Genomic DNA, 26024 nt, shown 5'->3' with positions numbered 1-26024 from the left:
TGAGTCATCATGATGCGCGCCTGGATGTTGCCGATTTTGCTTGTCCTCAGTGGCTCGTTCGTTGCCGCCGGGCTGATCCTCAGGGGGAGTACCGGCGCGGCCGTAGCACTGCTGCTGGTCTTTGTGCTGTTCGCAGGCGTGAACTCGCTTCTGGTCTTCCCGAGGTCGATCGGTGCCCTGGAGGCACAACGCCGCAGCGCGGTCGACGGCCGGCCGATCGTCTTCTGGCGGCCGGGTTGCCCGTACTGCCTGCGACTGCGCATACGGTTGGGCCGCAGCGCCCGCCGGTTGCACTGGGTCGACATCTGGCGCGACGCGGATGGAGCAGCGGTGGTGAGGGCGGCCAACGACGGCGATGAGACCGTGCCGACCGTCGTCGTGGCGGGTCGGCCGCACACCAACCCCGATCCTGCATGGGTACGCGAACAGCTCTCTCCTCCCGCGTGATCGGGAGTTGTGCCCTATCGCGGTGGTGTTCGCAGGAGGTGGAAAAGCCTTCGACCGACCGCACGTCGATCCGGCACCCTCCACGGCATGACCAAGCCGCCCTTCATCCCGGGACTGGAACTGTCCCGCCACTTCTACTTCGAAGCCGTACGGCCCCTGCTGGACGAGGTCGTCCCCGGAGTCGCGCACTCCGCGGCCCGGCTGGGCAGTGGCTCGGAAGTCCTCGGATTCGACACCGCCCGCTCCGCCGACCACGAGTGGGGCCCCCGCCTGCAGCTCTTCCTGAACCCGCAAGATGTCACCCGTCATGGCGCGAGGATCACCGCACTGCTCTCCGAACGCCTCCCCAAGACCTTCCGCGGCTACCCGACGCACTTCGCCCCGGCCGGCGAAGCTGGCATTCGGGTCATGGAGACGACCGACGGGCCGGTCCACCACCGAGTCGAAATCACGGATCTGGGCGCCTGGTTCACCGCGCAACTGGGCTTCGACCCGCGCGGGGACGTCACACTGGCGGACTGGCTGGCCACGCCCACCCAACTGCTGGCCGAGGTCACCGGTGGCGCGGTCTTCCACGACGGACTCGGCGAGCTCGCGCCGGCGCGCGCAGCCCTCGACTGGTACCCCCACGATCTCTGGCTCCACCTGCTCGCCTGCCAATGGCAGCGCATCTCCCAGGAGGAGGCCTTCGTCGGCCGTTGCGGCGAAGTGGGCGACGAACTCGGCTCCGCTGTCGTCGCCGGCCGCCTGGTGCGCGATGTGATGCGGCTCTGCCTGCTCATGGACCGCCGCTATCCGCCCTACAGCAAGTGGCTCGGCAGCGCCTTCGCCCGCATTCCCCAGGCGTCCTCCCTCACCCCGGTCCTCACCGCGGCCCTCGCCGCCACCGACTGGCACAGCCGCGAGCACCACCTGACCCGCGCATACGAGGCCATCGCGGTCATGCACAACCAGCTCGGCCTCACCGCCCCCGTCGACCCCGGCACGCGGCCCTACCACAGCAGACCATTCCAAGTGCTGCACGCCGAGCGCTTCACCGGGGCGCTGATCGCCCGCATCACCGACCCGGACATCGGCTCCCTGCCGACGATCGGCGCCGTCGACCAGTTCATCGACAGCACCGACGTCCTCAGCCACCCCGAACTGACTCGCGCCACCACCCACGCGACGGTGGCCGAAGGGACAAGCTGAGTTCTGGCAACACCTGGGGTCTTGCAGTGGGAGCATCGAAGCGCTCTGTGGGATGAGGCTGCGATGACACCGTCGATTTCCAAGGTCGACCTGCACGCGACGATCCGCCGTGATGCCCGGACCGGGATGCCGTACGGGGCCTTGATACGTGAGCACGGAGTCGATTCCGCACGGTCCACGCCGTCACGGCGCAGCGCCACACCGAACGAGCGGACCTTCGACCGGCTGGTGGTGGCCGAGGTGACGGCCGAGTTGAGCAGAGACCTTCCCGACAGGAGTGCATCGATGCCCCGAGAAGTCATCTCCACCCCCGACGCGCCGGAGTTCCCCAGCTACAGCCAGGCGGTCAAGGTCGGCAACACGATCTACGTTGCCGGAACAGTCGGCGTCGACGTGACGACCGGTGAGCTTGCAGGGCCCACGATCCAGGAGCAGACCCGCCGGTCGTTGCTCAACTGCCAAGCGATCCTGCGCGCCGGCGGCGCCGAGCTGAGTGACGCGGTAATGGTCCACACCCTGCTCATGCGACCCGAAGACGCCGATGGCGTCATCGAGGTCTTCGACGAGTTCTTCCCCGACGTGCGACCGCCGCGTTGCGTCAGCAGGCTCGGCGTCGACCGGCCGGGGATCCTGGTGTCCATCGCCATGACAGCCGTCACAGACTGAGCCGTTGCCGCCCGCCTGCTTCTTCGGGGCGGTGTGGGTGACGCAGGCCGTTCCGACCCAGGCGGCAGGTGCACAGAGCAGAGCCGAGTCGGTCCGTCGGGGGCCGTACTACGTGTGTACCGCTCCCGCTCTCCTGAGGAGATCGGCAGTTTCGGGGTGAGGGCCGAGGTCCGCCCAGTGGAGGGGGGAGCGGCCTGTGCCGTGGTCTTCGTGGAGGTTCGGATCGGCGCCGTGCGTCAGCAGTTCGCGCACTGTCTCGGTGTGCCCCCAGCAGGCGGCTGCGCACAACGGCGTGCCGTCCGAGCCGAGTCCGCTGCTCTCGACGTCAGGGGAGGCTCCGGCCACCAGGAGCAGGCGGGCGATCTCTGCTTCTCCCTGCACGGATGCCACGTACAGCGGGGTGGTGCCCTCGCTGTCGCCTCGCTCCGGGTCGGCTCCGGCCCGCAGCGCTGCCTTCACGCGGGCGGCGTCACCCGCCAGAATTGCTGCGAAGAGTTGGCGGGAGAGCTTCTTCCGCTGCCGCTGATTCATAGGGGCCGAGGCTAACGACCGGGCGCGCCACGGGGCCAGCCATATCTGCTCCACGGAGGGGGATGAAGGCGGGGATGGGGCTGTCGACGCGGTTCACGGAGTTGCTCGGTGTGCGGCACCCGATCGCGCTGGCGCCGATGGGCGGATCGGCCGGCGGCGCGCTGGCGGCGGCCGTCTCTCGTAGCGGCGGGCTCGGCATGCTGGGCTCCGCGAACGGGGACCCGGAGTGGCTGGCCCGCGAGCTGCCGCTCATCGCGGAGGCCGCCGGGAGGCCGTGGGGCATCGGCTTCCTGACCTGGCAGATCGACGCCGACGCGATCGAGCGGGCGCTCGAACACCGGCCCGGGGCAGTGATGTTGTCCTTCGGGGACCCGAGCCCGTTCGCTGAGCGCGTCCGCGCGGCGGGCACGGTGCTGATCATCCAGGCGACCGACCTCGAAGAGGCGAGGCGGGCGGTCGACCTGGGCGCCGATGTCATCGTGGCGCAAGGCACCGAAAGCGGTGGGCATGGGGCCCGACAGGGGCGTTCCACCCTGCCGTTCGTGCCGGTCGTGGTGGATCTGCGGCACCCGTGCCGGTACTGGCGGCCGGCGGGATCGCCGACGGCCGCGGGGTGGCGGCGGCCCTGGCGCTGGGCGCCGCGGGAGCGCTGGTCGGTACACGCTTCCAAGCCACGACCGAGGCCCTGGTGGACCCCTCGACCGCCCAGGCGATCGTCGAGGGACATGGCGAGGACACCGAGCGCAGCAGGGTGCTCGACATCGCCCGAGGCTCCCGGTGGCCGTCGAAGTACACCGCCCGCACACTGGGCCACCGTTACCTGGACCAGTGGCGGGACAGGGAAGCCGAACTCGCCGCGGACCCCAGGGCCGGAGAGGCCTACCAACACGATGTGGCGCGGGGAGAAATCCCCCCGCTGCCGATGTGGGCGGGCGAGGCGATCGACCTCATCACCGACCTGCCATCCGCAGCCGACCTCGTCGCCACCCTGGCCGCGCAGGCCGAAGACGCACTCGACCGCGCCGGAAGACGCTGACGGCCGCCTGCGTCACTGCTTCGCGCCGGAGCTGATGAGTTGAGCACGTCACCGATCCCAAGCGGGAGTGGACGGCACGTACGTCCGCAGCCACGTCAACTGCAAGGCTCCAGAAGCCCGTTCGGCACACGAAAATCCCTGCGCCCGCAGCAGCCCTCCGTCGTACGCTGACGCCCGCTGTCTGCCGAGGGAGGACGTATGGAGATCCGGAGCCTGACCCGGACCGAAGCCGAGCGCCGGGGCGCGCTGTTGAAGGTCGAGCGGTACGACGTGGACGTCGACCTCACCGGTCTGGCCGACGGGCCGGAGGTCCGATGTGTCTCCACCGTGACGTTCAGTTGTCGCGAGCCGGGCGCGGAGACCTTCGTGGACTGTGCGGCAGAGGTGCGGAGCGCCACCCTGAACGGCGAATCCCTGACCCCCACCGGGGACGGCCGGGTAGCCCTGCCCGCGCTCGCCGGGCACAACGTTCTGCGCGTGGAGAGCGTCCAGGCCGACACGACCACGGGCCAGGGCCTACACAGGGCGGTCGACCCCGCGGACGGCGAGGTCTACGTGTGGATGAGCTTCGAACCGGACGAGGCCCGCTTCGTCTGGGCGTGCTTCGACCAACCCGACCTCAAGGCACCGCACGCCTTCACCGTCACGGCGCCGCCCGCGTGGACCGTCACCAGCAACTCCGGCGACCCGCGCATCGAGGAACTTGAGTCGGCCCGCCGCTGGACCTTCCCGGACACCCCGCCGCTGTCGACGTACAACACCGTCATCAACGCGGGCCCCTTCCACGAGATCCGCCGCGAGGTCGACGGGCACGACCTGGGCCTTTTCGCCCGCCGCTCCCTCGCTCCGATTCTTGAGCGCGACGCGGACGAGCTCTTCACCCTCACCCGACAGGGGCTCGCCTTCTTCGGCGAGGTCTTCGCGATGCCGTTCCCGCAGCGCAAGTACGACCAGGTGTTCGTGCCCGAATTCGGCGGCGCGATGGAGAACTACGGCTGTGTGACCTGGTCGGACGCGTTCCTGCGGCGGGCCGCGCCGACGCCCGCCGAGAGCGAGCTGCTCGCGAAGGTGCTGCTGCACGAGATGGCGCACATGTGGTTCGGCAACATCGTCACCATGCGGTGGTGGGACGACCTCTGGCTCAACGAGGCGTTCGCGGAGTTCGCCTGCCACTGGGCCGCCGAGCGCGCCACCCGCTACACCGACGCGTGGGCGAGCCATCTGGCGGGCGGCAAGCTCAGGGCGTACCTCTCCGACCAGGGACCCGTCTCGCACCCGATCCACCAGCCCATCCACGACGTCGCCCAGGCCGCGTCGATCTTCGACAGCATCACCTACCCCAAGGGCGCCTCGGTTCTCCAGCAGCTCATGACCTATGTCGGAGAAGATCGCTTCAGGGTCGGCATGACCGCCTACTTCGCCCGTCACGCGTGGGGCAGCGCCACGCTCCAGGACCTGATCGACGCTCTCTCCGAGGCCAGTGGACGGGACCTGGACACCTGGCGCACGGCCTGGCTGGCGACGGCGGGCACCGACCGCTTCTCACTGGAACGCGACGGCGACACCGTCACGCTGGTGGCCGCCGACACCCCGCGCCCGCAGGTGCTGGCGGTGGGCGCGTACGGCAGGAACGGCGGGAGTGACAGCAACGGCAGGCACAACGACACGAACGGCGAAGTCCTGGAACGCAGGGCGCTGGTGCGTGTCGAGGTCACGCAGACCCGCACTCCGGTCACCGGCCTCCCGACCGGGGCCGACCTCGACGTTCTGCTGATCAACGACGAGGACCTGACCTTCGCCACGACCCGTCCCGACCCCGCGACCAGGGACGCCTTCTTCCGCGCGGCCGCGCAACTGCCCACTGCCATCTCCCGAGGAGTGGCCACGGCGACCGTGTGGGACATGCTGACCACCGGCGAGGCCACGGCGGCGGAAGTTGGACGGTGCATCACCGCTGTCCTCACGGCCGAGACGTCCGACGCCGTGATCGAGCCCTGTCTGACCCTCGCCGCGAACATCGCCGAACTGTGGGCGCCGGAGGGCGAACGTGCCGGTCTGACGGCGATGGTGGCGGAGGCCTGTCTGAGCCTTGCGATGGACTCCGGTCGACGCCAGGTCGCCCTTCGCGGGCTGGCCCGCACCGCGACGAAACCGGACGACCTGGCCCGGCTCCGCGAACAGGCCGGCGACGACGTGGACCTGCTCTGGCGAGCGCTGGTCCGTGAGGCGGAACTCGGCGGGGACGTCTCGTCGGAGAGCGCCCTCCTGCTGGAACGCGACCCGGACCCCGAGGCTTGGGTCCGCGCTCTCACCGTTCGGGCCGCCCTGCCGGACCCCGCCGCGAAGGCGGAGGTCTGGCAGAAGCTGGCAGTGGACCGTGCGGTGCCCGTCAATGCGGTCGGCCAGGTGGCGGCGGCGTTCTGGCGCCCCGACCAGGATGCCCTGCTGACGCCCTACACCCAGCACTACCTGGACTCGATCCCGCACCTGCACCGAGGCGGAATGATCCCGGCGATGGTCTTCGCGGGCCAGCTCTTCCCACCGCACGCCATCGACCCCACGTACATCGAGGAGGCTCAGAAGGCGTCCCGGGACGCGGCCCCGGTGGTCCGCAACACCGTCCTGGAACGCTCTGACGCGGTACGGCGAATGCTCCACTCCCGGGGCACCCCGACGGACCGGGTGAGCGGGTGACCGAGTGGTGGGTGCCCCGGGTGACCCGGGTGAGTGGGTGAGTGGGGTGAGCAGGTGACCGGGTGACTGGGTCAGCCGAGCTTGAGCAGTAGTTCGGAGAGTTCGACCGGCATCGTGACCATGCAGTCGTGGCCCGTCGCCAGCTCCCACACCTGTGCCGGCGCGCCGTTGGGCTGTACCGCGGGGACGGGGCGTCGGTCGAAGCCGTCCGGCTTGCCGACAGTGCAGTGGATGTGGGTCCGCGGGATCGCGTTCACGGCCGGGTTGTCGAGCCGGACCGGTTGTTGGAGGCAGCGCACCGGCTGGTCCGACAGCATGGTCCGCAGCCAGGCGACGTCCGTCGGATCCGTGACCCCGAACAGGCCCGAGGGCGGGGGCAGTTCGGGCAGTGGCGGAACCCGCCAGCCACTGGCGGACGCCACGGCGAGGTCGATCAGGGCCTGGGTCACGGGCAGGACGTCGGCCGCGCTCTCGCCGTCCTCCGGCACCATCGCGTCGAGGTAGACCAGACGCGCGATCCGGTCCGGGACCCGGTTGGCCGCGGACGAGATGACCAGCCCGGCGTAGCTGTGTCCCACCAGGGTCACCTCGGTGAGGTCTTCCTCGACGATCAGCCCGACGATGTCGTCGACATGGGTGTCGAGCCCCACCTCGGGGCCGAGCAGATGCGCCTTGTCGCCGTAGCCGGTCAGCGACGGCGTGAGCACCCGATGCCCGGCCGACGCCAGCAACGGGACCACCCGCTGCCAGCACTCTCCGCTGTGCCAGGCACCGTGTACCAGCAGATACGTCGACATGGTTTCGCTCCTTGCTGTGCTTGCCCGCGCCAGGGGCGGGCGGTGATGTGGGGTCGCCGACCACGCTGTAGTCCTCGCTCCGGCCGAGCCAGGGCCCCCGCGATCCTGGGGGTGACAGGACCAGGCACGAGCGCAACCGCGCGAATTACAGTGGACGGATGACCGACGGACCGAACCTGCTGGGCGACTACGTACGAGCCCGCCGCGAGCTCGTCACTCCCGAACAGGTCGGTATCCCCGCCATGGGGGTACGGCGCGTACCGGGTCTGCGCCGGGAAGAGGTCGCGATGCTCGCCGGTATCAGCGCCGACTACTACCTGCGCCTGGAACAGGGCCGCGACCGCAACCCCTCCGTGCAGGTCCTTGAGTCGCTCGCCCGCGTGTTGCGGCTCGACGACGACGCGACGGCGTATCTGCTGCGCCTCGGCGCCGACAGAACACGACGGCGCCAACGCCGACGCCGGAAGGAAACCGTTCCTCCGGGCATCGCCAAACTCGTCGCCATGCTTCCGCTGCCCGCCACGGTCGAGGGCCGCTACTTCGACGTACTCGCCGCCAACGCCTTGGCGACCGCACTGTCCCCGCGTCTCGTGGTGGGAGCCAACCGGCTGCGGGACGTGTTCCTCGACCCCGCCGAGCAGGCTCTCTATCCGGACTGGGAGAACGCCACCGTGGGCATGGTCGCCGGTTTCCGCGAGTCCGTCGGCACCGACACCGACGACCCCCGATTCATCGAGCTCGTCGGCGAACTCTGTCTCGCCAGCCCTCGATTCAGCCGCCTCTGGGCCCGCCACGACGTAGAGGCGTGCGAAGGCGCACCCAAGCACATGGACCACCCCCAGGTCGGTGGCCTGCGGTTGAACCGGGAGAGGCTCGGCATCGGCGGTGCGGCAGGGCAGATGCTCGTCGTCTACCACCCGGACCCCGGCACCGACAACGCCGACAAACTGGCGCTGCTCGCCTCCGCCGTACAGATGTCTGTCCGGACGTGACGAGCCGCTAGACGGTTGCCAGTGCCTCCGTAGGGGTGAGCCGGGCCGCTCGGACCGAGGGGTAGACGCCGGCCATCACCCCGATCACCACGGCACCTCCCACCCCGCTCAGCACGGCCGCCGCGGGGACGACCGGAGGCCAGTCGTGCCAGGACGCGTAGCCGATCGTGGCCAGGACGCCGATGACCGTGCCCGCCAGTCCGCCCAGCGTGGACAGGACGACCGACTCCGTCAGGAACTGGCCGCGGATCTGGCCCCGGCTCGCACCCAGCGCACGGCGCAGCCCGATCTCCCGGCGCCGCTCCAGCACCGACACGACCATCGTGTTGGCCACCCCGATCCCGCCCACCAGCAGCGCGACTCCCGCCAGGCCCAGGAACAGTGCCGAGAACGTGGACTGGGTGGCGCGTTTGGCGGCCAGCGCGTCGGACGGCTTGCTGATCTGGACCATGCCGGGCAGTTGTGGATTGAGCGTGGCGGGGAGAACGTCCCGGACGGCCTCGACCTGGGACTCCCGCGCTTTGACATAGATCACCGTGGGATGGCCGTCGAACTTCAGCGTGCTGCGGGCCGTCTGCCAGTCGACGAACACCGCCCGGTCCAGATCGGGCGAGAGCGGCGTCTGCCGCAGGATGCCGATGACGGTGAACCAGTGCCCGCCGACGAAGATCTGCGGATCCCCCGTCACCTGGGGGATGCCGAGCCGGGACGCTGCCACCGAGCCCAGCACCACGGTCGGCAGCCCCTCGGTCGACGAGCTGAGGAACCGGCCCGTCAGCATCCGGCCGTTGACGGCCTTCAGCAGCCCCGGCCGGGTGGCGAGCACGCTGATGCCGGAGAAGTCGCCGGGGTCGACGCGGTCCGAACGGTGTACGCCGGCATGGGTGTTGGCGACCACCCCGACCGTGGTGACGGGGCCGATGCGGCGGGCCATCGCGGGGGACTCCTCGGGCAGCAGTACCGGCGGATCCTGGTCGGGGATCGGCTGCGCCCTCAGCATGTCGGTGCCAAGTGCCGAGAGTTCCGCCATCAGGGCTCGCTGGCTCGACGCCGGGATGCCGGTCACGACGATCAGCGTCGCGATCCCGATGGAGATGCCCAGGGCGGACAGGGCGGCCCGCACCTTGCGGGTACGGATTCCGAGCAGCCCGAGACCGAGCAGATCGACCGGGGCGAGCCGGACGGGTCGGGGTCTCTTGCGGCGATGGGCCGGTGCGACTTCGGTTCCTGTCATGCGGGAGCCTTCCGTACCTTCTGGGTGTCCGCGACGATCCGTCCGTCGCGGAGCTCCACCGTGCGGGGCAGCCGGGACGCGATGTCGCGGTCATGGGTGATGACCGCGATGGTCGTACCGTCGTCGTTGAGGGTGCTGAGCAGATCGAGGACGGCGGTACCGTTCGCGGTGTCCAGGGCGCCGGTCGGCTCGTCCGCCAGGACCAGCATCGGTTCATGGACGAGGGCCCGGGCGATCGCCACGCGTTGTCGTTCGCCACCGGACAGTTGCTGGGGGAGATGGCCTGAGCGGTGATCGAGTCCCACCCTCGCCAGCGCCTCCAGGGCGCGCGGCTTGCGCGAACGGCGGGGGACACCCGCGTACAGCAGTCCGGTCGCCACGTTCTCCCAGGCGCTCAGTCCGTCGGTGAGATGGAACTGCTGGAACACGAAACCGAGTTGGCGACCGCGGAGCGCCGACAGCTCCCGGTCGGAGAGGCTCATGACATCCTCGCCGCCGATCTCCACGGTTCCGGAGGTCGGCCGGTCCAAAGTGCCCATGATGTGCAGCAGAGTGGACTTCCCGGATCCCGACGGGCCCACGATGGCTAGGAGTTCGCCCTCTTCGATCGTCAACGACACGTCGTCCAGGGCCCTGACCCCGCCTCCGTACGCCATGCCGACCCCGCGGACGCTGAGTACAGGCGTCATGAGGCGGTCACCACGCGCTGTCCTTCCGAGACGCCCGGCCCGCTGACTTCGACCCGGCCCTTGGCGAACAGGCCCGTCCTCACGGGCAGGAGCCGGCCGTCCGGCCGTTGCAGGGCGTAGCCGCCCTCGCTCAGCGCCAGCAGTGCGCCGACCGGCACCACGAGGACGCCCTTCCTGGTGGCCGAGGTGAAGCCGACCCGGACGGACGCGGAGTCCACATCGCGTACGGGTTCGGCGTCGGCGTCGTCGAGGCCCACGGTCACCGTGAGTTGGGGCTCGCCGCCTGCGTTCTGGTCCTTGTCCGCAGACTGCGCGTCGCTGCTCAGCGAGGTGACGTGTCCCCGGACGGTGCCGTTGTCAGGCAGGGTCACGGTCACTGTGTTGCCCTTGCGGATGGTGCCGGTCGCGTTCGCCTCCAGGGGGACGGTGACCTGCTTGACGGTGGAGGTGACCGACAGCAGGTCGCCGCCGGCCGTGTCACCGGGCTCCGCCAGCAGACCGCCGACGCGTACGGCACCGGAGAGCACGACCGCGTCCCCCGGCCCCAGCTCACCGGTGGCCGCCGCGCCGGTACGGGACTGCCAGCGCTTGAGCGCGGCGATCACGCCCGACGTCAACACGCCGTCCCCGCGGCGGACTTGGACCGGAGCGGGGGAGGGGGATTCCGCCCCGGCGGATGTGGATGCGGATGCGGATGCGGATCCGGTCGGCCGAGCCGAGGGCGCGACGTCCTGGCCGGACTCGTCCGAAGTCACCTCGGCAGACGCAGCCTCTCCCTCGGTGTCGCCGTCCCCGTCCGGAGTCGGCGTCGCGGCCGGACGGACCCGCACCCAGCTGCCGACCTCCGGCTGCCCTCCGAAGTCGTATCCGAGCTGCCTGAGGTTGTCGACGAGGACCTTCACATCGCGCCCGACCGTGCCCTCGTCCCGCAGGGTGCGGTACAGCGGGGTCGATCCGTACAGCAGCGGTACGGGGCTGTCGTTCACCCGGAACAGCTGCCCGCCCCGGGTGATCTCCGCCCCGATCCGCGGCAGCCAGGTGACCAGGCCGTCCTTGCCGCCCCGCACCACCCGGCTCCGGCCGTGACCGAGGGTCCCGGCGAGTGTCCTGGTGTCGGACAGATCGGCGCGCTCCACCACCGTGGTCGCCACGTGCACGCCCTCGTCGGCGGAGGCCTGCGGCTCCTGTCCGTGCCGACCGGTCCAGACGACCGCTCCCGCCGTGACGGCGAGTACCACCGAGGCTCCGCCCACCGTCAGCAGGAGGCGCCGCCGGGGCCGGGTGGCCGCCTCACGGGTAGCCGCCTCACTTCTTCGCACTGAACGCTTCGTTCTGGCAGTCCGCCTCGATCTGGTTGGCCTGCGCCGAACCCGGAGTCACCGGGCCCTGCTCGTCGGCCCAGGTCCATCCGGCCCCGTCGGGGAGGGCGTCCACCTTCAGTCCCTTGTCGTTCATGCAGCGCACCCAGGCGCGGAAGTCGTCCTCGTACTCCGGGTTCTTCTTCGGGTCCAGCTCGGGGGGCGTGATGGGGTGCTTCGCCTCGCAGGCCTTGAACTCCTTCGGGTACTCGTCCGCTCCGGCCGCCGGGTACACGTTTCCCGGGATGCCCTTGTCACCCGTGGGCACACCTTGGTTCTTCAGGCAGACGCCCCAGCCCTGGTAGATCCGGTCCTTTTCCTCATCGCTCATGTCCATCCGCAACTGCACGCCCTTCTCCGTGCCGGACGGGCTCGCCGAGGCGTTCGCACCACCCTTCGCCGCCGGGCTGGTCACCGAGGCCACCTGATCGTCCTTGGCCGTGTCGTCCGATCCACCGCCGGGCGATCCACCGCAGGCGGACAGCGCGGCCAGGGACAGGACAGCGGCAACGACCGCCCCCGTACCGGTGAAGTGAGTGGTTTTCGTCATCCCCGTACGCTCACGAAGACATTTGAAGAAGTTGTCAGGCCGGTATGAGAGACCTGTTGAGCCCCGTAGGGTCCGCAGCATGTGCGCACATGTTCTGGTCGCGGAGGACGATCCGAAGCACGCCGAGGTCGTGCGGCGGTATCTGCGGCGGGAGGGCCATTCGGTGGTCGTCGTTCACGACGGCCACGCCGCGATCGAGGAGATCCGCCGCAACCGCCCCGAGGTGCTGATCCTCGATGTGATGCTGCCCCTCGTGGACGGCCTGGACGTGTGCCGTACGGTCCGGTGCGAGGCCGAGGACGTGGCGGTACTGATGCTCACGGCGCGCTCCGCGGAGGAGGATCTGCTGCGCGGGCTCGACCACGGCGCCGACGACTACATGACCAAGCCGTACAGCCCGCGCGAACTGATGGCCCGGATCCGCGCCCTCCTCAGACGCACCGGCCGGTCCGCCTCGGCCGTGGAGGAGGAGTCCGTTCTGCGGGTCGGCGACCTGGTCGTCGACCCCGTACGCCATGTGGTCGAGGCCGACGGCCGTGAAGTGGAGTGCACACCGGGCGAGTTCGTGATCCTGCAGGCGCTGGCAGCCCACCCGGAGCGGGTCTTCAGCCGTCGTCAACTCCTCGCCCGGACACGGGGGTTCGACCGCTACATCACGGAACGCACCGTGGACGTCCATGTGATGAACCTGCGCAGGAAGATCGAGCCGGATCCGCGCGAACCGGTCCGCCTGCTGACCGTGTACGGCGTCGGCTACAAGCTCACCGACGGCAGCAGGCCCGCCGGTGGCGACGAGGCGACCGATGACACCGAGCTCACCGACGGCCGTGCCGCGCTCTGACGGCGGGGGCGCGGACGGGGGTGAGCGGGTTCCGCCGCATCGCAGCCTCCTGGTACGGCTGCTCGCCACGTCCGTACTGATCGCCGTCTGCGCGATCGCGGCCACCGCGTGGCTCACCGTACGCACCACCACCGGCGCGATTCGCCAGGAGCAGGGCCGCATCCTGGCCGACGACACCCAGCTCTACGACGCTCTGGTGGGCCGCGCGGCCACCCATCGGGACTGGTCCCAAGTGGACCGTCTGGTGGAGGAGTTGGCATCGCGCACCGGACGGCGGATCGCCCTGACGACCCGGGACCGCCGGACGATAGCCGACTCGGACCCGAAAGCGCCGCTGCCCGACCGGGTGTCCGCGGTCGTCGACCCGCTGCGCGTCGCACCGGCCGGGAGCACGGACGCCGACCACATCGATCCGCGTGTCGTCGGTCCCTATCGGCTCACCGCCGACGGGCGCGCGAAACTGCGCAGCACCGCCGACCGGATCCAGGCCTGTCTGAAGCGATACCGAGCACCCGCGACGCGCACGGACCAGCCAAGCGGCCGCCCGGTGTTCCGGATCGGCAACGACGACGCCATCGGATACAAGATCATCGTTCTCTGTCCGATGGTCGAGCTCGACACCCCGACGGAGACTGAGCGGAAGGCCCTCGACCGCCTCAACGCCCTGGTGGCGAAGTGCCTGCGTGACCGGCACGAGCCGCCCGTCGGCGTCGGACTCGACTTCATCGCCACCACCCCCACGGCACAGGACTGCGTGGACGCCGCCCGGCGCGAACAGCTCACCCCGTATGTGGCCCCGCCCGCCCTCCTGTTCATCGGTGACGCCCAGGCGCCCGCCGCGGCGGCCGTCGGACTCGACCTCTCGCCGGCCAACACCACCCGGATCGCCGGGGTGACCGGGCTCGTCCTCGTCCTGACCGTGTGCTCGACGGTGCTGGTCGGGCGTCGACTGGTCCGTCCGCTGCGTGCGCTGACCGCCGCGGCCCGCGGTCCTGGTGACCGGCACGCCCGCGTCCCCGTCACCACCAACGACGAGATCGGCCGGCTGGCCGCGGCCTTCAACGACCTCTCCGCGCGGCGCGAGCGCGCCGAGGAACAGCGCAGGGCGATGGTCAGCGACATCGCGCATGAGCTGCGCAGCCCGCTCAACAACATCCGGGTCTGGCTGGAGGCCGCGGAGGACGGAGTCGCCGAGCCCGACGACGACTTCACCACCTCGCTCCTGGAGGAGGCGCTGCAACTGCAGCACCTCATCGACGACTTGCAGGACCTCGCCGCCGCCGACGCGGGCGTGCTGCGGCTGCACCGTGAGGATGTCTTCGTACGGGACCTTCTCCAGCAGGTGGCGACAGCGCACCGCGCCGCCGCGGACTCGGCCGGAGTCACCCTCACCGTCCGCGCGGAAGACGATCCGAAGCTGTACGCCGACCCCGTACGCATCCGCCAGATGATCGGCAACCTGGTGTCGAACGCGGTACGCCACACGGCTGCCCGGGGCAGTGTCGAGGTGAGCGCGGTCGGCGCGGAGACCGAGGTGAGGATCGAGGTCAGGGACACCGGCCGTGGCATCGAGCCGGAGGAACTGCCGTATGTCTTCGACCGTTTCTGGCGGGCGGAGAAGTCCCGCAGCCGTTCCACCGGAGGCAGCGGGCTCGGTCTGGCCATCGTCCGCCAGCTCACCCATGCCCACGACGGGACGGTCGCGGTCCACAGCACTCCGGGGGCCGGCACGGTGTTCGGCGTGACGCTGCCTGTCGTACGTACCGACGGGCGGCGGAGCTGATCTCGGGCCACCTCACCCGGAGGCGGTAGGGAAGCCGGGCCCGGGTCAGGAACCGGGCCCGGCTTCGGCTCAGGTCAGCGGCTCCAGGCTGATGTTGCGGAACCGGACCTTGTTCCCGTGGTCCTGCAGCCGGATCGCTCCCGCTGCCGGTGTCTCGGCTCTGCCCGAGGCAGTGGGACCGTCGAGGGCGATGTCGTCGTGCACCTTCTCGCCGTTCCACACGACACTCAGCCGCGCGTCGGCGGTCTTGCGGCCACTGTCGTCGTAGCGGGCGGCGCGGAAGACGATGTCGTACGTCTGCCAGGTCTCCGGCGCCTTGGCCGCGTTCACGTCGGGCGCCTTCTTCAGATAGATGGCCCCGGCCTCATTGGTGTCCAGAGAGGTGTCACCGTAGGAGTCGAGGATCTGGAGTTCGTAGCGGTCCTGGATGAAGATTCCGCTGTTGCCACGGTTCTGTCCCGTGACATCGGGAGGCAGCAGTGGAACGCGGAACTCGACATGCAACTTGAAGTCCTGGTACGCGTCCAGAGTCCGGATGTCACCGCAGCACACCTCCATCGACTGCTCGTCGGAGAGCGGCCACTTCAGCCGTCGCCCGTCCGTGTGCTGCCATGCGGACTGCGAGGCGGCGGTCCCGTCGAAGAGAGCGACCGGCGTGCCGTGCGGGCGAACAGCGATCAGATCGAGGTTGACATGCCCGGTGTCGCCCGCGTCGTAGCTGTACGAGAGGGTGTTCTTTCCGGCGCGCAGCACCACTGGTTCGGACTGCGTGGACCATGAATCCCAGTCACCGGTGGAGGCCAGCTTCACCTGCCGCAGCTTCTTCCCGTTGGCGTACAGGGAGAGCGACTTGGTGCCCTGGAACGGGTTCGGGCCGTTGGAATAGCGCAAGTTGACGTCGTACGTGCCCGCCTTGGGGACTGTCACGTCGAAGGTGGTGGCAACCTTGCCCTCCGTGGCGTATCGGTCGACGAAGCCGCTGCCGGAGTAGCCGACGTGATCGGTGTCGACGCCCGCCCCGCCTGTCAGACGCGCCTCCTCGGCCTCGTACTGGATGGGGGGAGGCGGCTGCTTGCCGGGCATGGCGTTGAGCGTGTACCAGGCCTCGGTGCTCCACAGCGCCTCACCGGACGCCGAGGTGAAGGGACGCGGGGACCGAAGGTGGACGACCCGGTCCGACTTGAGCCCGTCCAGCCGCAGGCGCACGGTACGCCCGTCCTTCGACAGTTCGGCCGAGCGTACGGGCAGCGTCTCTTCGGCGATCTTCGGGCCGCCGTAGTCGGTGGTCGGCGTGTATCGCCACTGTTCGGCGCGGTAGCGCTTGGCCAGTTCCTCGGCCGTCGTCGCGGACACCGGCTGGGTGTACGTCAGGTCGAAGCCGCCCGGTACGGCACGCATCGTCTGGATGTCGAAGGTGTTCCCGCCGTTGGGCGTGAGCTTCTGCAGGCCGAACTTGAGCTTGCCCTCCTGGCCCCAGTTGCCCTCGGCGCCCAGACCGCCGGCGTAGATCGAGCCGTCGGGACCGAGGGTGAGACGGTTGACCCCGGCCTCAAGACCCTGCGTGTAGCGGAAGACGGCGCCCTGGTACTGGCCCTTCACCTTCTCCAGGTACGCGCGCTGCAGGCCGCCGTAGGTCACGTCGCCGATCAGCATCTGACCCGCGAACCTGCCCTTCTTCAAGTACAGCGGTGTGGAGGGCGAGTTCGCGATCTCGTTCTGCGGCAGCCACAGCACCGGACTGGTCGGTGTGGCTGCGTCGAAGGGGCCGGACGGCTCGGTGTAGTGGTTGAAGAAGCGGTCCTGCTTGACGTGGACGAGCTTCGACGAGGGAAGCCAACCGCCCTGGTTGTCCGTGGCGAAGAGTTCACCGTCCGGTCCCCAGCCGATTCCGTTCGGCGTACGAAGTCCGCCGGCGACCGGGCTGATCTTCCCGGTCTTCTTGCTGACCTTGTACGTCGTCCCGCGGCCCGGCGCGGGCTGCGGAACCGTGGTCGCACCACCGAGGTTGATGGAGACGGACAGGTTCACGTAGAAGTGGCCGTCGCGGTAGAGGAGGCCGAAGGCGAACTCGTGGAAGTTCCCGCCGTACGGCCAGGTCGCGACGGTGCGGTACTCGTCGGCCACGTCATCGCGGTTCCGGTCGACGAGCCGGGTCAGCTCGTGCTTCTGCGAGACGTACAGCGAACCGTCGACGTACTTGATGCCCATGGGCTCACGCAGCCCACTTGCCACCTTTTTGAAGGTGACCTTGTCCTTGCTCGTCGGACCGGTGACGTTGTCCAGCAGGTAGACCTCTCCGGCAACGTTGTCGGAGCCGCCCCAGGTGCTGATCGCCAACCGTCCGTCGGGCAGCCAGTCCATGCCGGTGACCTGCGGTTCGAAACCGTCGGGGCGCAGATCGGTCAGTGTCAGGTCCGGCCGTACGGAGGTGAGCGGGAGGCCGTCGCCGGGGGAGTCGCCGCTCGCCTCGCATTCCTTGCGTCCGGGGGCCGTCACCCGGACGACGTCGGCATCCGTGCTCAGTGCTTCGCGGGGCACGATGGTGAAGTCGCTCTCGCCCGGCGGCTTCCAGGCCAGTTGGAGCTGCTGTCCGCCGTCGCGCTCGAAGTGATCGATGCGCAGCGGGTGGGATCCAGCGGTGAGCGTGATCGCGCCGTCCTTGGGCTCAGCGCCGTGGAGTCCGTCGTGGTCGACCACTGTGTCGCCGCCGATGGTCAGCCGGGAGCCGTCGTCACTGGTGAGACGGAACCCGTAGGTGCCGTCGCGCGGCACGATCAGATTGCCGGTCACCTCGGTGACGAAGCGGTCGGAGAAGCCACCGAAGTCGTCGGCCGTGGACCAGTCCACCGTCGCCTTCAACGAGTCGTGGTTGGGGGTCTGTCCGGGCTTGAGGGTGCACAGCTTGCTCAGCGGTGTCTGCACGTCGAACACGCGCATGGTGACGCCGGGCTCCTGTGGCGGGATGTCCGCCGGGGCGGCCGAGGACGCCGGGGCGGCCCAGAGGCCACCGGCCAGAACGGCTCCGGTCAGTAAGGACGTGACAAGTCTTCGGGCACGCAGGAACAGATCGTGGGACAACGGTCCTCCATAAGGCGGGACCGGACCGTGCCGGATTTCGTTCCGGTCTTCATTGACGTGACTGCGTTGCGCCGCCAACCTAGAGGGCTTTCACTTGACATGTCCATACTTTGTCATCTCAGTGTTCAAAGTCTTTGGCGGAGACCCGCGTGACCTGAAGGAATCAGCCACGAGGCAGCGGCCAGGGCCATTACCCCCGGGGTAATCGACCGTGCACCCCTCACTCCAGCAGGATCGAGCACATCGACGGGAACACCCCGCCGGGATTCGACCGCAGCAGCGAGGAGAGTGCGATGTCCGTCAAGTCCGCCGCGACCACGGCGAGTTCGGCCACCACCGCGAGTTCGGTGGCCGAGGCCACTCGGGCCGCCGTGCAGGAGTTCATCGCCGCCCGGGTGGCCGGGGACACCGGGCGGCTCGTCACGCTGTTCGCCGACGAGGTCGACTGGATGCTCGCCGAGAACCCCGCGGTTCCATGGATCCGCCCGCGGTCCACCGCCGCCGAATGCGCCGCCCAGTTCCAGGAGTTGATGGAGCACACCGTGCCCGAGGACGCGCGCGCCTCCGTCGACACCTTCCTCGTGGATGGCACCGACGCCGTCCTGATGGGCCACCTGTCGGGGACCGTACGCGCGACGGGAAAGTCCTTCGAGGGCCCGTTCGCACTGCGCCTCACCGTCGAGGACGGCCGGATCACCCGGCACCACCTCTACGAGAACAGCCTGTCGATCGCCGAGGCCTGTGCTGCGTGAACGTGCGGGAGAACGGGCCGGCCGTCATGTGCGGGGCAAGTTCGTGCACACCTTCCGCCGAATCAACGAGGACGGCCCTCGACCACGATCCTCCGTTCCAGTGGGCGAGGGCCGACCTGGTGCCTGCACCGGCCCGCGGCGGCGGGTCGGTGCCCGATTGGGCGTAGCGCTCGGCCGGGCTCAGCGCTGGGCCGGGCTCAGCGCTTGGCGACGATGACGTGCGCGGCGGTCCGCGTGGGGAGTTCGGCGGCCTCCCCGCCGCCGCTCACCGTCACGCCGCCGGGCGATGACGTCACACTCACGACCGCGCCGGGCCGTACCCCGGCGTGCCGCAGGGTGCGCATCAGCGGGGGGTCGGTCTGGATCAGCTCCCCGATGCGCCGTACGACCGCGTTCGCGCTCGTGCCGTTCGGCCCGGGGGCCAGGTCGTTGAGGCTGACTACGGCCTCGTCGAGGAACGGATCCATGGTGCTCTTCACGCCGAGCTCCTCCAGGCCCGGGATCGGGTTGCCGTAGGGCGACTTGGTCGGGTTCCGGAGCAGCTTCAGGGCGCGGCGTTCGACGGCCTCGCTCATCACGTGCTCCCAGCGGCAGGCCTCGGCGTGCACCTGCTCCCACTCCAGACCGATCACGTCGACGAGCAGACACTCCGCGAGCCGGTGCTTGCGCATCACGCGCGTGGCCAGCCGACGGCCCTTCTCCGTCAGCTCCAAGTGCCGGTCGTCGGCGACGCGCAGGAGACCGTCGCGCGCCATGCGGGCGGTGGTCTGACTGACGGTGGGGCCGCTCTGGTCCAGGCGCTCGGCGATGCGGGCGCGCAGGGGGACGACGCCTTCCTCCTCGAGCTCCAGGACGGTGCGGAGATACATCTCCGTGGTGTCGATGAGTGCGGACATGCTGTTCGTCAGGCGGGAGTCTCGGCACTGGCGGTCAGGACCGCGCGGCCGAGTATGTGGCCCGCCATGGTGAACCCGAGGACGGCCGGCGTGGCGTCGGCCGCGACGCCGATGGACTCGACGGCGAGGGCATGCACCACGACGAAGTAGCGGTGCGGCCCGTGCCCGGCCGGCGGGGCGGCGCCGATGTAGCGGGCCGCGCGGGCGTCGTTGGGCAGCTGGAAGGCGCCCTCGGGCAGGCCCGAGCCGGTGTCGTCGCCGGCGCCCTCGGGCAGCTCGGTGACGGTGGCGGGGATGTCGGCGACCGCCCAGTGCCAGAACCCGGACCCGGTCGGGGCGTCGGGGTCGTAGACGGTGACGGCGTAGCTCCTGGTGCCTTCCGGGGCGCCGCTCCAGGACAGCTGCGGGGAGACGTCCTTCCCGCCGGGCACACCGGACATGCCGGAGAGCTGCTCGGGCAACCAGGCGGCGCCGTCGGTGACGTTGGTGCTCGTAACGGTGAAGGAGGCCGCCTCGGGGAGGCGGGCGAAGGGGTCGTTGGCGCTCATCGCGTCGTTCCTTTCAGGACTTGCTGTGTGGCGATGGAGGTGGAGGCGGAGGTGGCGTTGGTGGTGGGCGGGATGCGGTCGACGGGCGGGCCGCAGCGTCGCGTAGATGGATCGCTGTGGTCTTCCGGCGACGATGAAATCGACGATAACACAGATAATCGATTATCAACGGGATCGTCTACGATGGCGGCATGACCCAGACGGACCACACCTCGACTTCGCCGGGCAAGCAGATGCTCTCCGAGCAGGTCTACGCACACCTGCGGGAGGCGATCATGCGCGGGGAGTACGCCCCCGGTGACGCCCTCAAACCGCAGGACCTTGCCAAGGAGCAGGGGGTGAGTCTGGCCGTGGTGCGCGAGGCGCTCGTGCGGGTGGTCGGGGAGGGGCTTGCCGACCGGCTGCCCAACCGCGGCTTCGTCGTCCCGGCCTTCTCCGACCGGCGCTGGCAGGAGATCACGGAGGCCCGCATCACCATCGAACCGGTCGTGCTGCGCATGTCCGTCGAGCGTGGCGACGTCGACTGGGAGGCCCGCGTACGAGCCGCCCACCACCGTCTGGCGCGTACTCCGGCGTACGTTCCGGAGGAGGGCGAGTACTACAGCAGTGCCTGGTCCGAGGCCCACCGGGTCTTCCACCGCACCCTGTTGGAGGGGTGCGGCAACCCCGTGCTGCTGGAGACCGTCGACCGGATGTGGACCGCGAGCGAGCTGGCTCGGCGCTGGTCGGCACACCGCAACCCCGACCGGGACGGTGTCGACGAGCACCGCCGACTGGAGGAGGCGGCGCTGGCCCGAGACGCCGACACCGCGGCCGAGGTACTGGTCCTGCACCTCAGCCAGACCGCGGCCGGACTGAACTGACCGGCTCTGCCCGCGTGACTACAGAGCCGGGCGGCCATATCTCGTGAACATCCGCGGGGCGCGGGTGCGGGCATGAGTGTGGGCGTGGCCGATCGGGGTTCTATCGTGGAAGGCGTGAGCTACCGCGAGTTCCGTGCGCCGACCGGGCTGCTGCCCGTGGTCGCTTGTCTGTGGCGCAACGACACGCTCGTGGACGGGACGGAGCGAGTGGTCCCGGACGGCTGCGTGGACCTGGTCTGGCTGGGCGAAGGCGCGCCGATCGTCGTGGGCCCCGACACCGGCCCGGTGCTGTGGGAACCGACCGGCGTGCCGACCTGCGGCGTACGCCTGCGACAGGGTGCGGCCGGCAACGTGCTGGGGCTGCCGGCCTCCGCCGTCCGCGACCTCCAGGTACCTCTCACCGAGGTATGGCCGGAGGCCGGGGCCCTGAGCGAGCAGGTGGCCACGGCCGGTGACACCGCAGAATGCCTCCGCCTGCTTGCCGGAGCCGTTCTCCACCGCCGGGCCACGCCCGATCCGCTCGCCACCGAGGCGGCCCGCCGACTGGCGGATCGCGAGATACGGGTGGCCGATCTCGCCGCCGAACTCGGCGTCGGCGAGAGGCAGCTCCACCGGCGGGTGACCGCCGCGGTCGGGTACGCCCCGAAGACGCTCGCCCGCGTGGCCCGGCTCCGCCGGCTCATCGGAGCCGACGAGACCTCCACGATGCCGCTGGCCGATCAGGCGCTTGCAGCCGGTTATGCCAGTCAGGCCCACATGACGGACGAGGTCCACCGGCTGACGGGAGTCACGCCTGTCCGATTCCTGGAAGACGTCCGGCTGACCGCCGCATAGCGTCGATGGCATGACTACTCGTACGATCCCTGAGACCAGCGGCGAGTCCCGCATCGACTCGGCGCGACAGTTCATGGAAGGCACGGCCCGCGTGCTGGAGCGGCGCCAGCTCGAAGTGTTTCTCGACGGCGCCCCGGTGGAGCCGGTGCTCGACGCGCTGCGGCCCTACCGGAATCCCGACGGCGGCTTCGGCCACGCGCTCGAACCCGATGTGCGCTGCCCGGGCAGCCAGCCCTCCGCGGCCCTCACCGCACTTGGGGTACTGGCGGAGATCGGCGCGACGAACGACCCGATGGTCACCGCGACCGCCGACTGGGTCGCCTCGGTCGCCCGGTCCGACGGCGGTGTCGCACAAGTGTTGCCCTCGGCACTCGGCCACCCGCGCACTCCCTGGATGGAGCCGAACGACGAGTCCAGCTTCCTGACCTTCGCCCTCGCCGGCCGGCTGCACCAGCTGGGGGTCGAGCATCCGTGGCTCGACGCAGCGACGGCCTGGAGCTGGCGTGAGCTCGAATCGCAGAAGGAAGCCGGCGGCTACACCGTGGTGTTCGCCCTGCAGTTCCTCGACGCGGTGCCCGACCCGGACCGCGCCGCCGCCGCGATCGACCGGCTACGGCCGTCGATCCGCCCCGACGGCACCGTCCCCGTCCCGGGCGGCATCGAGGACGAACACATCAAGCCGCTCGAACTCTCTCCACGGCCGGAAACCCCGAGCCGGGCACTCTTCACGCCCGCCCAGATCGATGCCGACCTCGACCGGCTGGAGAGCGAGCAACTGGACGACGGAGGGTGGGACTTCCACTTCCTCCACTGGATGCCGGCACAGAGCACCGAGTGGCGCGGCATCGTCACCCTCGACGCCCTGCACATCCTGCGGGAACACGGTCGGCTCTGAGCAGCTGAGGTGGTGCCGGTCGTGGCCCCGGGCGTCAGGAGAGCGGGTGCCGACGCCGCGCGCGCGGGCCGCTGATGGGCAGTACGTGCGACGCGGTTCGGATCATGGCTGTTGTTCTCTGGTGGGAGCCGGTTTTGCCGTGTAGCGTCACTCTCAGATGTCGTGGTTCGCAGTACCTGCCCGCGCTCCGGCGCGGGCGTTTTGCTGTGCAGTGCCGGACCAGGGCGATCACCTCCGGGGCCGCGCGGTGCGGGTCCGATATTGACTGGAAGGCATCAGCATGGCCAAGGGAACCGTCAAGTGGTTCAACGCCGAAAAGGGCTTCGGCTTCATTGCTCAGGACGGCGGGGGACCGGACGTCTTCGCGCACTACTCCAACATCAACTCCACCGGCTTCCGTGAGCTCCAGGAAGGCCAGGTCGTGACCTTCGACGTCACGCAGGGCCAGAAGGGCCCGCAGGCGGAGAACATCACGCCCGCCTGATAAAGCGGTCGGACCTCGTCGGCCCCCGGAACGCGTGTTCCGGGGGCCGACGCATTCCTGAGATGGTTCCGTACGGTGCGTAAGTCGTCATGGGGGAGAGGCGGTTCGGGCGTGGTGGCATCCAGGGCGGAGACGCGTGCGCAGTTGGCCGGTGCGGCGCGGGCCGCGCTGGGTGGTGGGCGGCGGCTGGAGGCCGCTGAGCGGATCGCGGGCGGCAGCAAGAAGGGCGTGTACCGCCTGGTGATGGACGACTCGACGACCGCGATCGCCTACCTGTGGGACGACGCCGAGAACTACTGGCCGGCGGCCGAGGGCGACGACGACCTCACCGACCCGTTCGCGCCGGGCCTCGGGCTCGACCTGTTCGAGGCCGCGCACACGAGGCTTCACGCGCTCGGCGTCCGCGTCCCGGCGATCCGTCTCGTCGACCGCGACGGCGTCCACTGCCCGGCCGACCTCGCGATCGTCGAGGACCTCCCGGGCGAGAACCTGGAGGACCTGCTCGCGCGCGACCCGAGCGCGGCTGCCCCGGTCATGGCCCGGCTCGGGGAGTCCCTTGAGGCGATGCGGCGACATCGGGCGCCGACGTACGGCAAGGTGGCCGTGGTCGACGGGGGAGGTGCGTCGATCGGGACGTCGTGCGAGTCGGTCGTGCTGGACCGCGCGCTGCGGGACCTCGCCGAGGCGGCGTCGCGTGATCCGCGCATCGCGGGAGCCCGCGACCGGCTGGAGGAACAGCTGCGAGGTCTGGCGGCGGAGGTGAGGCCGCGCACGGAGTACGCGGTCGTGCACGGCGAACTGGGGCCCGACCATGTGCTGGTGGACGAGGCCGGGAACCCCGTGGTGATCGACATCGAGGATTCGATGTACTTCGACGTCGAGTGGGAGCACGTCTTTCTCCGAATCCGCCTGCACGACGCCTACCGACCGCTGGAGGCGGACGGACTGGACGAGGACCGGCTCGCGCTCTACATGCTGGCGCAGCGTCTCTCCCTGACGGCGGGGCCACTGCGACTCCTCGACGGGGACTTCCCCGACCGGGAGTTCATGGCGGACGTCGCCGAGCACAACCTGAACCAGGCACTGGAACTGATCCGCACCTGAACGCCCGCCGCGTCTCGGCTTGTTCCCTCTGCGTCGGTTGCAACCCCAGGAGAAGCCGCCCGAGTTGGTCGGTGAAGGTGCCGATGTGCATCTCGTAGACAACGAGTTCATCCCAGCCCGGTGTGCGGTACTGGGGTCCCATCAGGAACGGGAGAAGACACGTCGGAACAGACCCATGACCTCGTCGGCCCAGCCGATGACCTTCAGGGTCGAGTCCAGGTTCCCGGGCGGTCGGTTGATCAAGGTGTCGTTGCGGATGAGGCGGTCGAAGTCGACGAGCACCGGGCTCTTGCGGGGTGTGCGTCCGTCCGGCCGTAGGAACTGGACGCCCGCCAGCTCCATCACGCTGATCAGTTCCTGGGCGAGGATGCCGTACCCGACCGTCGTGGGGTGGACACCGTCGAGCGAGAACAGGCCGCCGTCGGTACGCCGCTCGTTCTTGCCGGCGAGGAAGTGCGAGTTCGGCGGCGGCGTCAGCGCCTGCAGCGCCGGCGGCAACTCGTACGGCTGCCACCAGGGTGGACGTGCCTCGGGGTCCTCGGCGTACCGGCGAGACGCGAGCCGGTCCAACAATCCGCAGGTCTCCAACAGGTACCAGTCCTTGCCCGCCTGCCGGGCGCTGCGGACCTCCCCGGTGATTGCGTCGTTGTACTCGTCGATGACCTCGTCGATCTGACGCGCCTGGCCACTCGTGATGTGCGGGTCCTGGCCGGGGTCGAAGTTGTTGTCGCTGATCCAGGGGCGGGTGTAGTAGGAGAAGTACCGTGAACCCGGCGCTGCCTTGCCCCGCACGCCGCGCGCGATCGGCGCGATGGTGACGTGCGGGACTGTGCACCAGATGACATGCCGTGCCTTGATCCCGGAGACCTCGGCGGCCACCCGGCGCAGTTCGGCCTTGAAGTGCTGCGCCTGCCAGACAGTGAAGGCCCCTTTGCGGGACAGGTCGTCGTAACCGTCCTCGCTCCAGACCACACTGAGTTCGGTCACGGCCTGCAGGGCATTGTTCGCGCCGAGGAAGACAATCAACGTCTCGATCCCGTGCTCCGAGCCGGTGCCGTCGGTCTCTTCGCCGAGCCGGGCCGCGGAGCCCAGTTGGGTCAGGGCCCCCGCCTCCGGGGGCTGAGTGGGCAGCACCCGAAGGGCGGCGCGCTCGCCGGCGTTCCGGACGACCTGCTTGATCAGATCGTCCTTCGGCGCCTCGATCCGGTCACGGCACTCGTTCGCCGACTTCGACAGCGCGTCGCGCAGATCCCATCCCAAGACCGCGAGGTTGTGCATGATGGCAGTCGTCCGGGGCACCGACAGGCCGGACCCTCGCTCCCAGTGGTCCTCCACCCGGTCCATGAGGGTCCTGGCCCGGAACAGCGCGAGCGGCGTCTCCCACCAGTCCACGGTCCGCCCGTAGCGGGCATGCAGGTCACGCAGGAGCAGCTCGATGTTGAACGGCAGTCCGCCGAAACCCTGGTAGAGGGGATACCTGAACTCTTCGGCGCACCCCATCTCGTACGCGACGATTGCCGGATAGGACAGACCGGTGTTGAAGATCGCTCCGCTCTGGAATCCCTGCGTCAGTGAATCCCCTATCGCCACCAGCCTGTGCTTCGGCACTCCCTGCCAGTCGCTGTTCACCCCGACCCCCACCCTGGGGTCGGTCTCGGGTACCCGCGGCCCCTGAGGGCGTACGGAATCGGCCATGATTCCCCCTGGCCCATCGCGGCGCACCGACTGTGCCCTCGCGGGGCTTCTTCCTGCGTAGCGCGG

25 protein-coding genes and 1 pseudogene are annotated in these 26024 nt (G+C 69.8%); 15 read left to right on the top strand and 11 right to left on the bottom strand.

What is annotated here, in order from left to right; translation table 11 throughout:
* Nucleotides 1-9 precede the first annotated feature (9 nt).
* The 3 genes from ACFWXQ_RS07550 to ACFWXQ_RS07540 all read left to right on the top strand — a co-directional run bounded on the left by ACFWXQ_RS07550 (nucleotide 10) and on the right by ACFWXQ_RS07540 (nucleotide 2304).
* Complete coding sequence (locus tag ACFWXQ_RS07550; protein ID WP_383952190.1) at nucleotides 10-447, top strand: glutaredoxin domain-containing protein; 438 nt, start codon at nucleotides 10-12, stop codon at nucleotides 445-447.
* An 87-nt stretch (nucleotides 448-534) separates the two neighbouring features.
* On the top strand, nucleotides 535-1638 hold the full coding sequence (locus tag ACFWXQ_RS07545) for a DUF4037 domain-containing protein (RefSeq protein ID WP_383952188.1): 1104 nt from the start codon (nucleotides 535-537) through the stop codon (nucleotides 1636-1638).
* A 21-nt stretch (nucleotides 1639-1659) separates the two neighbouring features.
* Nucleotides 1660-2304, top strand: a complete 645-nt coding sequence (locus ACFWXQ_RS07540; protein WP_383952186.1) for a RidA family protein — start codon at nucleotides 1660-1662, stop codon at nucleotides 2302-2304.
* A 108-nt stretch (nucleotides 2305-2412) separates the two neighbouring features.
* Here ACFWXQ_RS07540 and ACFWXQ_RS07535 read toward each other — a convergent pair whose 3' ends face one another.
* The gene (locus ACFWXQ_RS07535; protein ID WP_383952184.1) at nucleotides 2413-2835 is read right to left on the bottom strand and encodes an ankyrin repeat domain-containing protein; all 423 of its coding nucleotides are present in this window, start codon (nucleotides 2833-2835) and stop codon (nucleotides 2413-2415) included.
* Between the two features lie 62 nt (nucleotides 2836-2897).
* Here ACFWXQ_RS07535 and ACFWXQ_RS07530 point away from each other — a divergent pair.
* The 3 genes and pseudogenes from ACFWXQ_RS07530 to pepN all read left to right on the top strand — a co-directional run.
* A pseudogene (locus tag ACFWXQ_RS07530) lies at nucleotides 2898-3335 on the top strand (nitronate monooxygenase); the annotation flags it as partial.
* A gap of 71 nt (nucleotides 3336-3406) precedes the next feature.
* Nucleotides 3407-3871 (top strand): nitronate monooxygenase, encoded by a 465-nt coding sequence (locus tag ACFWXQ_RS07525; protein WP_383952182.1) that lies wholly within the window; start codon nucleotides 3407-3409, stop codon nucleotides 3869-3871.
* Between the two features lie 198 nt (nucleotides 3872-4069).
* Nucleotides 4070-6565, top strand: a complete 2496-nt coding sequence (gene pepN, locus ACFWXQ_RS07520; protein WP_386267753.1) for an aminopeptidase N — start codon at nucleotides 4070-4072, stop codon at nucleotides 6563-6565.
* A 71-nt stretch (nucleotides 6566-6636) separates the two neighbouring features.
* Here pepN and ACFWXQ_RS07515 read toward each other — a convergent pair whose 3' ends face one another.
* Nucleotides 6637-7362 carry an alpha/beta fold hydrolase gene (locus tag ACFWXQ_RS07515; protein ID WP_383952178.1) on the bottom strand — a complete coding sequence of 242 codons (726 nt, stop codon included), beginning with the start codon at nucleotides 7360-7362 and terminating at the stop codon, nucleotides 6637-6639.
* A 158-nt stretch (nucleotides 7363-7520) separates the two neighbouring features.
* On the opposite strand from ACFWXQ_RS07515, the gene ACFWXQ_RS07510 reads away from it, so the two are divergent.
* Nucleotides 7521-8354, top strand: a complete 834-nt coding sequence (locus ACFWXQ_RS07510) for a helix-turn-helix domain-containing protein (RefSeq protein ID WP_386267750.1) — start codon at nucleotides 7521-7523, stop codon at nucleotides 8352-8354.
* Nucleotides 8355-8361: 7 nt separating this feature from the next.
* Here ACFWXQ_RS07510 and ACFWXQ_RS07505 read toward each other — a convergent pair whose 3' ends face one another.
* From ACFWXQ_RS07505 to ACFWXQ_RS07490, 4 genes are read right to left on the bottom strand one after another with little or no spacing between them, the layout of a single operon-like run.
* On the bottom strand, nucleotides 8362-9588 hold the full coding sequence (locus tag ACFWXQ_RS07505) for an ABC transporter permease (RefSeq protein WP_383957225.1): 1227 nt from the start codon (nucleotides 9586-9588) through the stop codon (nucleotides 8362-8364).
* The gene (locus tag ACFWXQ_RS07500; protein ID WP_383957228.1) at nucleotides 9585-10277 is read right to left on the bottom strand and encodes an ABC transporter ATP-binding protein; all 693 of its coding nucleotides are present in this window, start codon (nucleotides 10275-10277) and stop codon (nucleotides 9585-9587) included. The genes ACFWXQ_RS07505 and ACFWXQ_RS07500 overlap by 4 nt, the downstream gene beginning before the upstream one ends.
* Entirely contained in the window at nucleotides 10274-11596 is a 1323-nt protein-coding gene (locus tag ACFWXQ_RS07495; RefSeq protein ID WP_386267748.1) for a hypothetical protein, read from the bottom strand. Before ACFWXQ_RS07495 ends, ACFWXQ_RS07500 begins: the two co-directional genes overlap by 4 nt.
* A complete protein-coding gene (locus ACFWXQ_RS07490) occupies nucleotides 11583-12185 on the bottom strand; it encodes a hypothetical protein (protein WP_383954280.1) in 603 nt (200 codons plus the stop codon). Before ACFWXQ_RS07490 ends, ACFWXQ_RS07495 begins: the two co-directional genes overlap by 14 nt.
* Before the next feature lie 79 nt (nucleotides 12186-12264).
* Between ACFWXQ_RS07490 and ACFWXQ_RS07485 the strand changes: the two genes are divergently transcribed.
* On the top strand, nucleotides 12265-13026 hold the full coding sequence (locus ACFWXQ_RS07485) for a response regulator transcription factor (RefSeq protein WP_383954278.1): 762 nt from the start codon (nucleotides 12265-12267) through the stop codon (nucleotides 13024-13026).
* A complete protein-coding gene (locus ACFWXQ_RS07480) occupies nucleotides 12989-14809 on the top strand; it encodes an ATP-binding protein (protein ID WP_383954276.1) in 1821 nt (606 codons plus the stop codon). The genes ACFWXQ_RS07485 and ACFWXQ_RS07480 overlap by 38 nt, the downstream gene beginning before the upstream one ends.
* 69 nt (nucleotides 14810-14878) lie before the next feature.
* Here ACFWXQ_RS07480 and ACFWXQ_RS07475 read toward each other — a convergent pair whose 3' ends face one another.
* Both ACFWXQ_RS07475 and ACFWXQ_RS07470 read right to left on the bottom strand, forming a co-directional pair.
* Nucleotides 14879-17887, bottom strand: a complete 3009-nt coding sequence (locus tag ACFWXQ_RS07475; protein ID WP_386267745.1) for a family 16 glycoside hydrolase — start codon at nucleotides 17885-17887, stop codon at nucleotides 14879-14881.
* A gap of 220 nt (nucleotides 17888-18107) precedes the next feature.
* Nucleotides 18108-18248, bottom strand: a complete 141-nt coding sequence (locus ACFWXQ_RS07470) for a hypothetical protein (RefSeq protein WP_383954282.1) — start codon at nucleotides 18246-18248, stop codon at nucleotides 18108-18110.
* Here ACFWXQ_RS07470 and ACFWXQ_RS07465 point away from each other — a divergent pair.
* Nucleotides 18181-18639: a nuclear transport factor 2 family protein gene (locus ACFWXQ_RS07465; RefSeq protein ID WP_383954274.1), complete on the top strand. Its 459-nt coding sequence runs from the start codon at nucleotides 18181-18183 to the stop codon at nucleotides 18637-18639. The two genes, ACFWXQ_RS07470 and ACFWXQ_RS07465, sit on opposite strands and share 68 nt — an antisense overlap.
* Before the next feature lie 197 nt (nucleotides 18640-18836).
* On the opposite strand, the gene ACFWXQ_RS07460 is transcribed toward ACFWXQ_RS07465, so the two are convergent.
* Nucleotides 18837-19535 carry a metal-dependent transcriptional regulator gene (locus tag ACFWXQ_RS07460; protein WP_383954272.1) on the bottom strand — a complete coding sequence of 233 codons (699 nt, stop codon included), beginning with the start codon at nucleotides 19533-19535 and terminating at the stop codon, nucleotides 18837-18839.
* A gap of 8 nt (nucleotides 19536-19543) precedes the next feature.
* Entirely contained in the window at nucleotides 19544-20083 is a 540-nt protein-coding gene (locus ACFWXQ_RS07455) for a YbhB/YbcL family Raf kinase inhibitor-like protein (RefSeq protein WP_383954270.1), read from the bottom strand.
* 191 nt (nucleotides 20084-20274) lie between these two features.
* Here ACFWXQ_RS07455 and ACFWXQ_RS07450 point away from each other — a divergent pair, with 191 nt between their 5' ends.
* From ACFWXQ_RS07450 to ACFWXQ_RS07430, 5 genes are all read left to right on the top strand, one after another.
* On the top strand, nucleotides 20275-20946 hold the full coding sequence (locus ACFWXQ_RS07450) for a GntR family transcriptional regulator (protein ID WP_383954268.1): 672 nt from the start codon (nucleotides 20275-20277) through the stop codon (nucleotides 20944-20946).
* A 114-nt stretch (nucleotides 20947-21060) separates the two neighbouring features.
* A complete protein-coding gene (locus tag ACFWXQ_RS07445) occupies nucleotides 21061-21780 on the top strand; it encodes a helix-turn-helix domain-containing protein (protein WP_383954266.1) in 720 nt (239 codons plus the stop codon).
* 10 nt (nucleotides 21781-21790) lie between these two features.
* On the top strand, nucleotides 21791-22675 hold the full coding sequence (locus ACFWXQ_RS07440; RefSeq protein WP_386267742.1) for a hypothetical protein: 885 nt from the start codon (nucleotides 21791-21793) through the stop codon (nucleotides 22673-22675).
* 280 nt (nucleotides 22676-22955) lie between these two features.
* A complete protein-coding gene (locus ACFWXQ_RS07435; protein WP_055617413.1) occupies nucleotides 22956-23159 on the top strand; it encodes a cold-shock protein in 204 nt (67 codons plus the stop codon).
* 114 nt (nucleotides 23160-23273) lie between these two features.
* Nucleotides 23274-24263, top strand: coding sequence for a phosphotransferase family protein (locus ACFWXQ_RS07430; protein WP_383954326.1), 990 nt, complete (start codon nucleotides 23274-23276; stop codon nucleotides 24261-24263).
* A 141-nt stretch (nucleotides 24264-24404) separates the two neighbouring features.
* On the opposite strand, the gene ACFWXQ_RS07425 is transcribed toward ACFWXQ_RS07430, so the two are convergent.
* Entirely contained in the window at nucleotides 24405-25958 is a 1554-nt protein-coding gene (locus ACFWXQ_RS07425) for a hypothetical protein (protein WP_383954321.1), read from the bottom strand.
* Nucleotides 25959-26024 lie beyond the last annotated feature (66 nt).

The sequence above is a fragment of the Streptomyces sp. NPDC058697 genome (assembly GCF_042715345.1).
In the GTDB taxonomy this organism is placed as follows: domain Bacteria; phylum Actinomycetota; class Actinomycetes; order Streptomycetales; family Streptomycetaceae; genus Streptomyces; species Streptomyces liliifuscus.
Note: the sequence above shows the minus strand (reverse complement) of the source record. Positions and strands in the feature narration are given on the sequence as shown.

Coding starts and splice junctions, on each gene's coding strand:
- ACFWXQ_RS07450 (WP_383954268.1), top strand. CDS start 20,275: ATGACCCAGACGGACCACACCTCGACTTCGCCGGGCAAGCAGATGCTC.
- ACFWXQ_RS07440 (WP_386267742.1), top strand. CDS start 21,791: ATGACTACTCGTACGATCCCTGAGACCAGCGGCGAGTCCCGCATCGAC.
- ACFWXQ_RS07480 (WP_383954276.1), top strand. CDS start 12,989: ATGACACCGAGCTCACCGACGGCCGTGCCGCGCTCTGACGGCGGGGGC.
- ACFWXQ_RS07500 (WP_383957228.1), bottom strand. CDS start 10,277: ATGACGCCTGTACTCAGCGTCCGCGGGGTCGGCATGGCGTACGGAGGC.
- ACFWXQ_RS07550 (WP_383952190.1), top strand. CDS start 10: ATGATGCGCGCCTGGATGTTGCCGATTTTGCTTGTCCTCAGTGGCTCG.
- ACFWXQ_RS07535 (WP_383952184.1), bottom strand. CDS start 2,835: ATGAATCAGCGGCAGCGGAAGAAGCTCTCCCGCCAACTCTTCGCAGCA.
- ACFWXQ_RS07510 (WP_386267750.1), top strand. CDS start 7,521: ATGACCGACGGACCGAACCTGCTGGGCGACTACGTACGAGCCCGCCGC.
- ACFWXQ_RS07435 (WP_055617413.1), top strand. CDS start 22,956: ATGGCCAAGGGAACCGTCAAGTGGTTCAACGCCGAAAAGGGCTTCGGC.
- ACFWXQ_RS07505 (WP_383957225.1), bottom strand. CDS start 9,588: ATGACAGGAACCGAAGTCGCACCGGCCCATCGCCGCAAGAGACCCCGA.
- ACFWXQ_RS07490 (WP_383954280.1), bottom strand. CDS start 12,185: ATGACGAAAACCACTCACTTCACCGGTACGGGGGCGGTCGTTGCCGCT.
- ACFWXQ_RS07545 (WP_383952188.1), top strand. CDS start 535: ATGACCAAGCCGCCCTTCATCCCGGGACTGGAACTGTCCCGCCACTTC.
- ACFWXQ_RS07485 (WP_383954278.1), top strand. CDS start 12,265: ATGTGCGCACATGTTCTGGTCGCGGAGGACGATCCGAAGCACGCCGAG.
- ACFWXQ_RS07460 (WP_383954272.1), bottom strand. CDS start 19,535: ATGTCCGCACTCATCGACACCACGGAGATGTATCTCCGCACCGTCCTG.
- ACFWXQ_RS07515 (WP_383952178.1), bottom strand. CDS start 7,362: ATGTCGACGTATCTGCTGGTACACGGTGCCTGGCACAGCGGAGAGTGC.
- ACFWXQ_RS07455 (WP_383954270.1), bottom strand. CDS start 20,083: ATGAGCGCCAACGACCCCTTCGCCCGCCTCCCCGAGGCGGCCTCCTTC.
- ACFWXQ_RS07465 (WP_383954274.1), top strand. CDS start 18,181: ATGTCCGTCAAGTCCGCCGCGACCACGGCGAGTTCGGCCACCACCGCG.
- pepN (WP_386267753.1), top strand. CDS start 4,070: ATGGAGATCCGGAGCCTGACCCGGACCGAAGCCGAGCGCCGGGGCGCG.
- ACFWXQ_RS07425 (WP_383954321.1), bottom strand. CDS start 25,958: ATGGCCGATTCCGTACGCCCTCAGGGGCCGCGGGTACCCGAGACCGAC.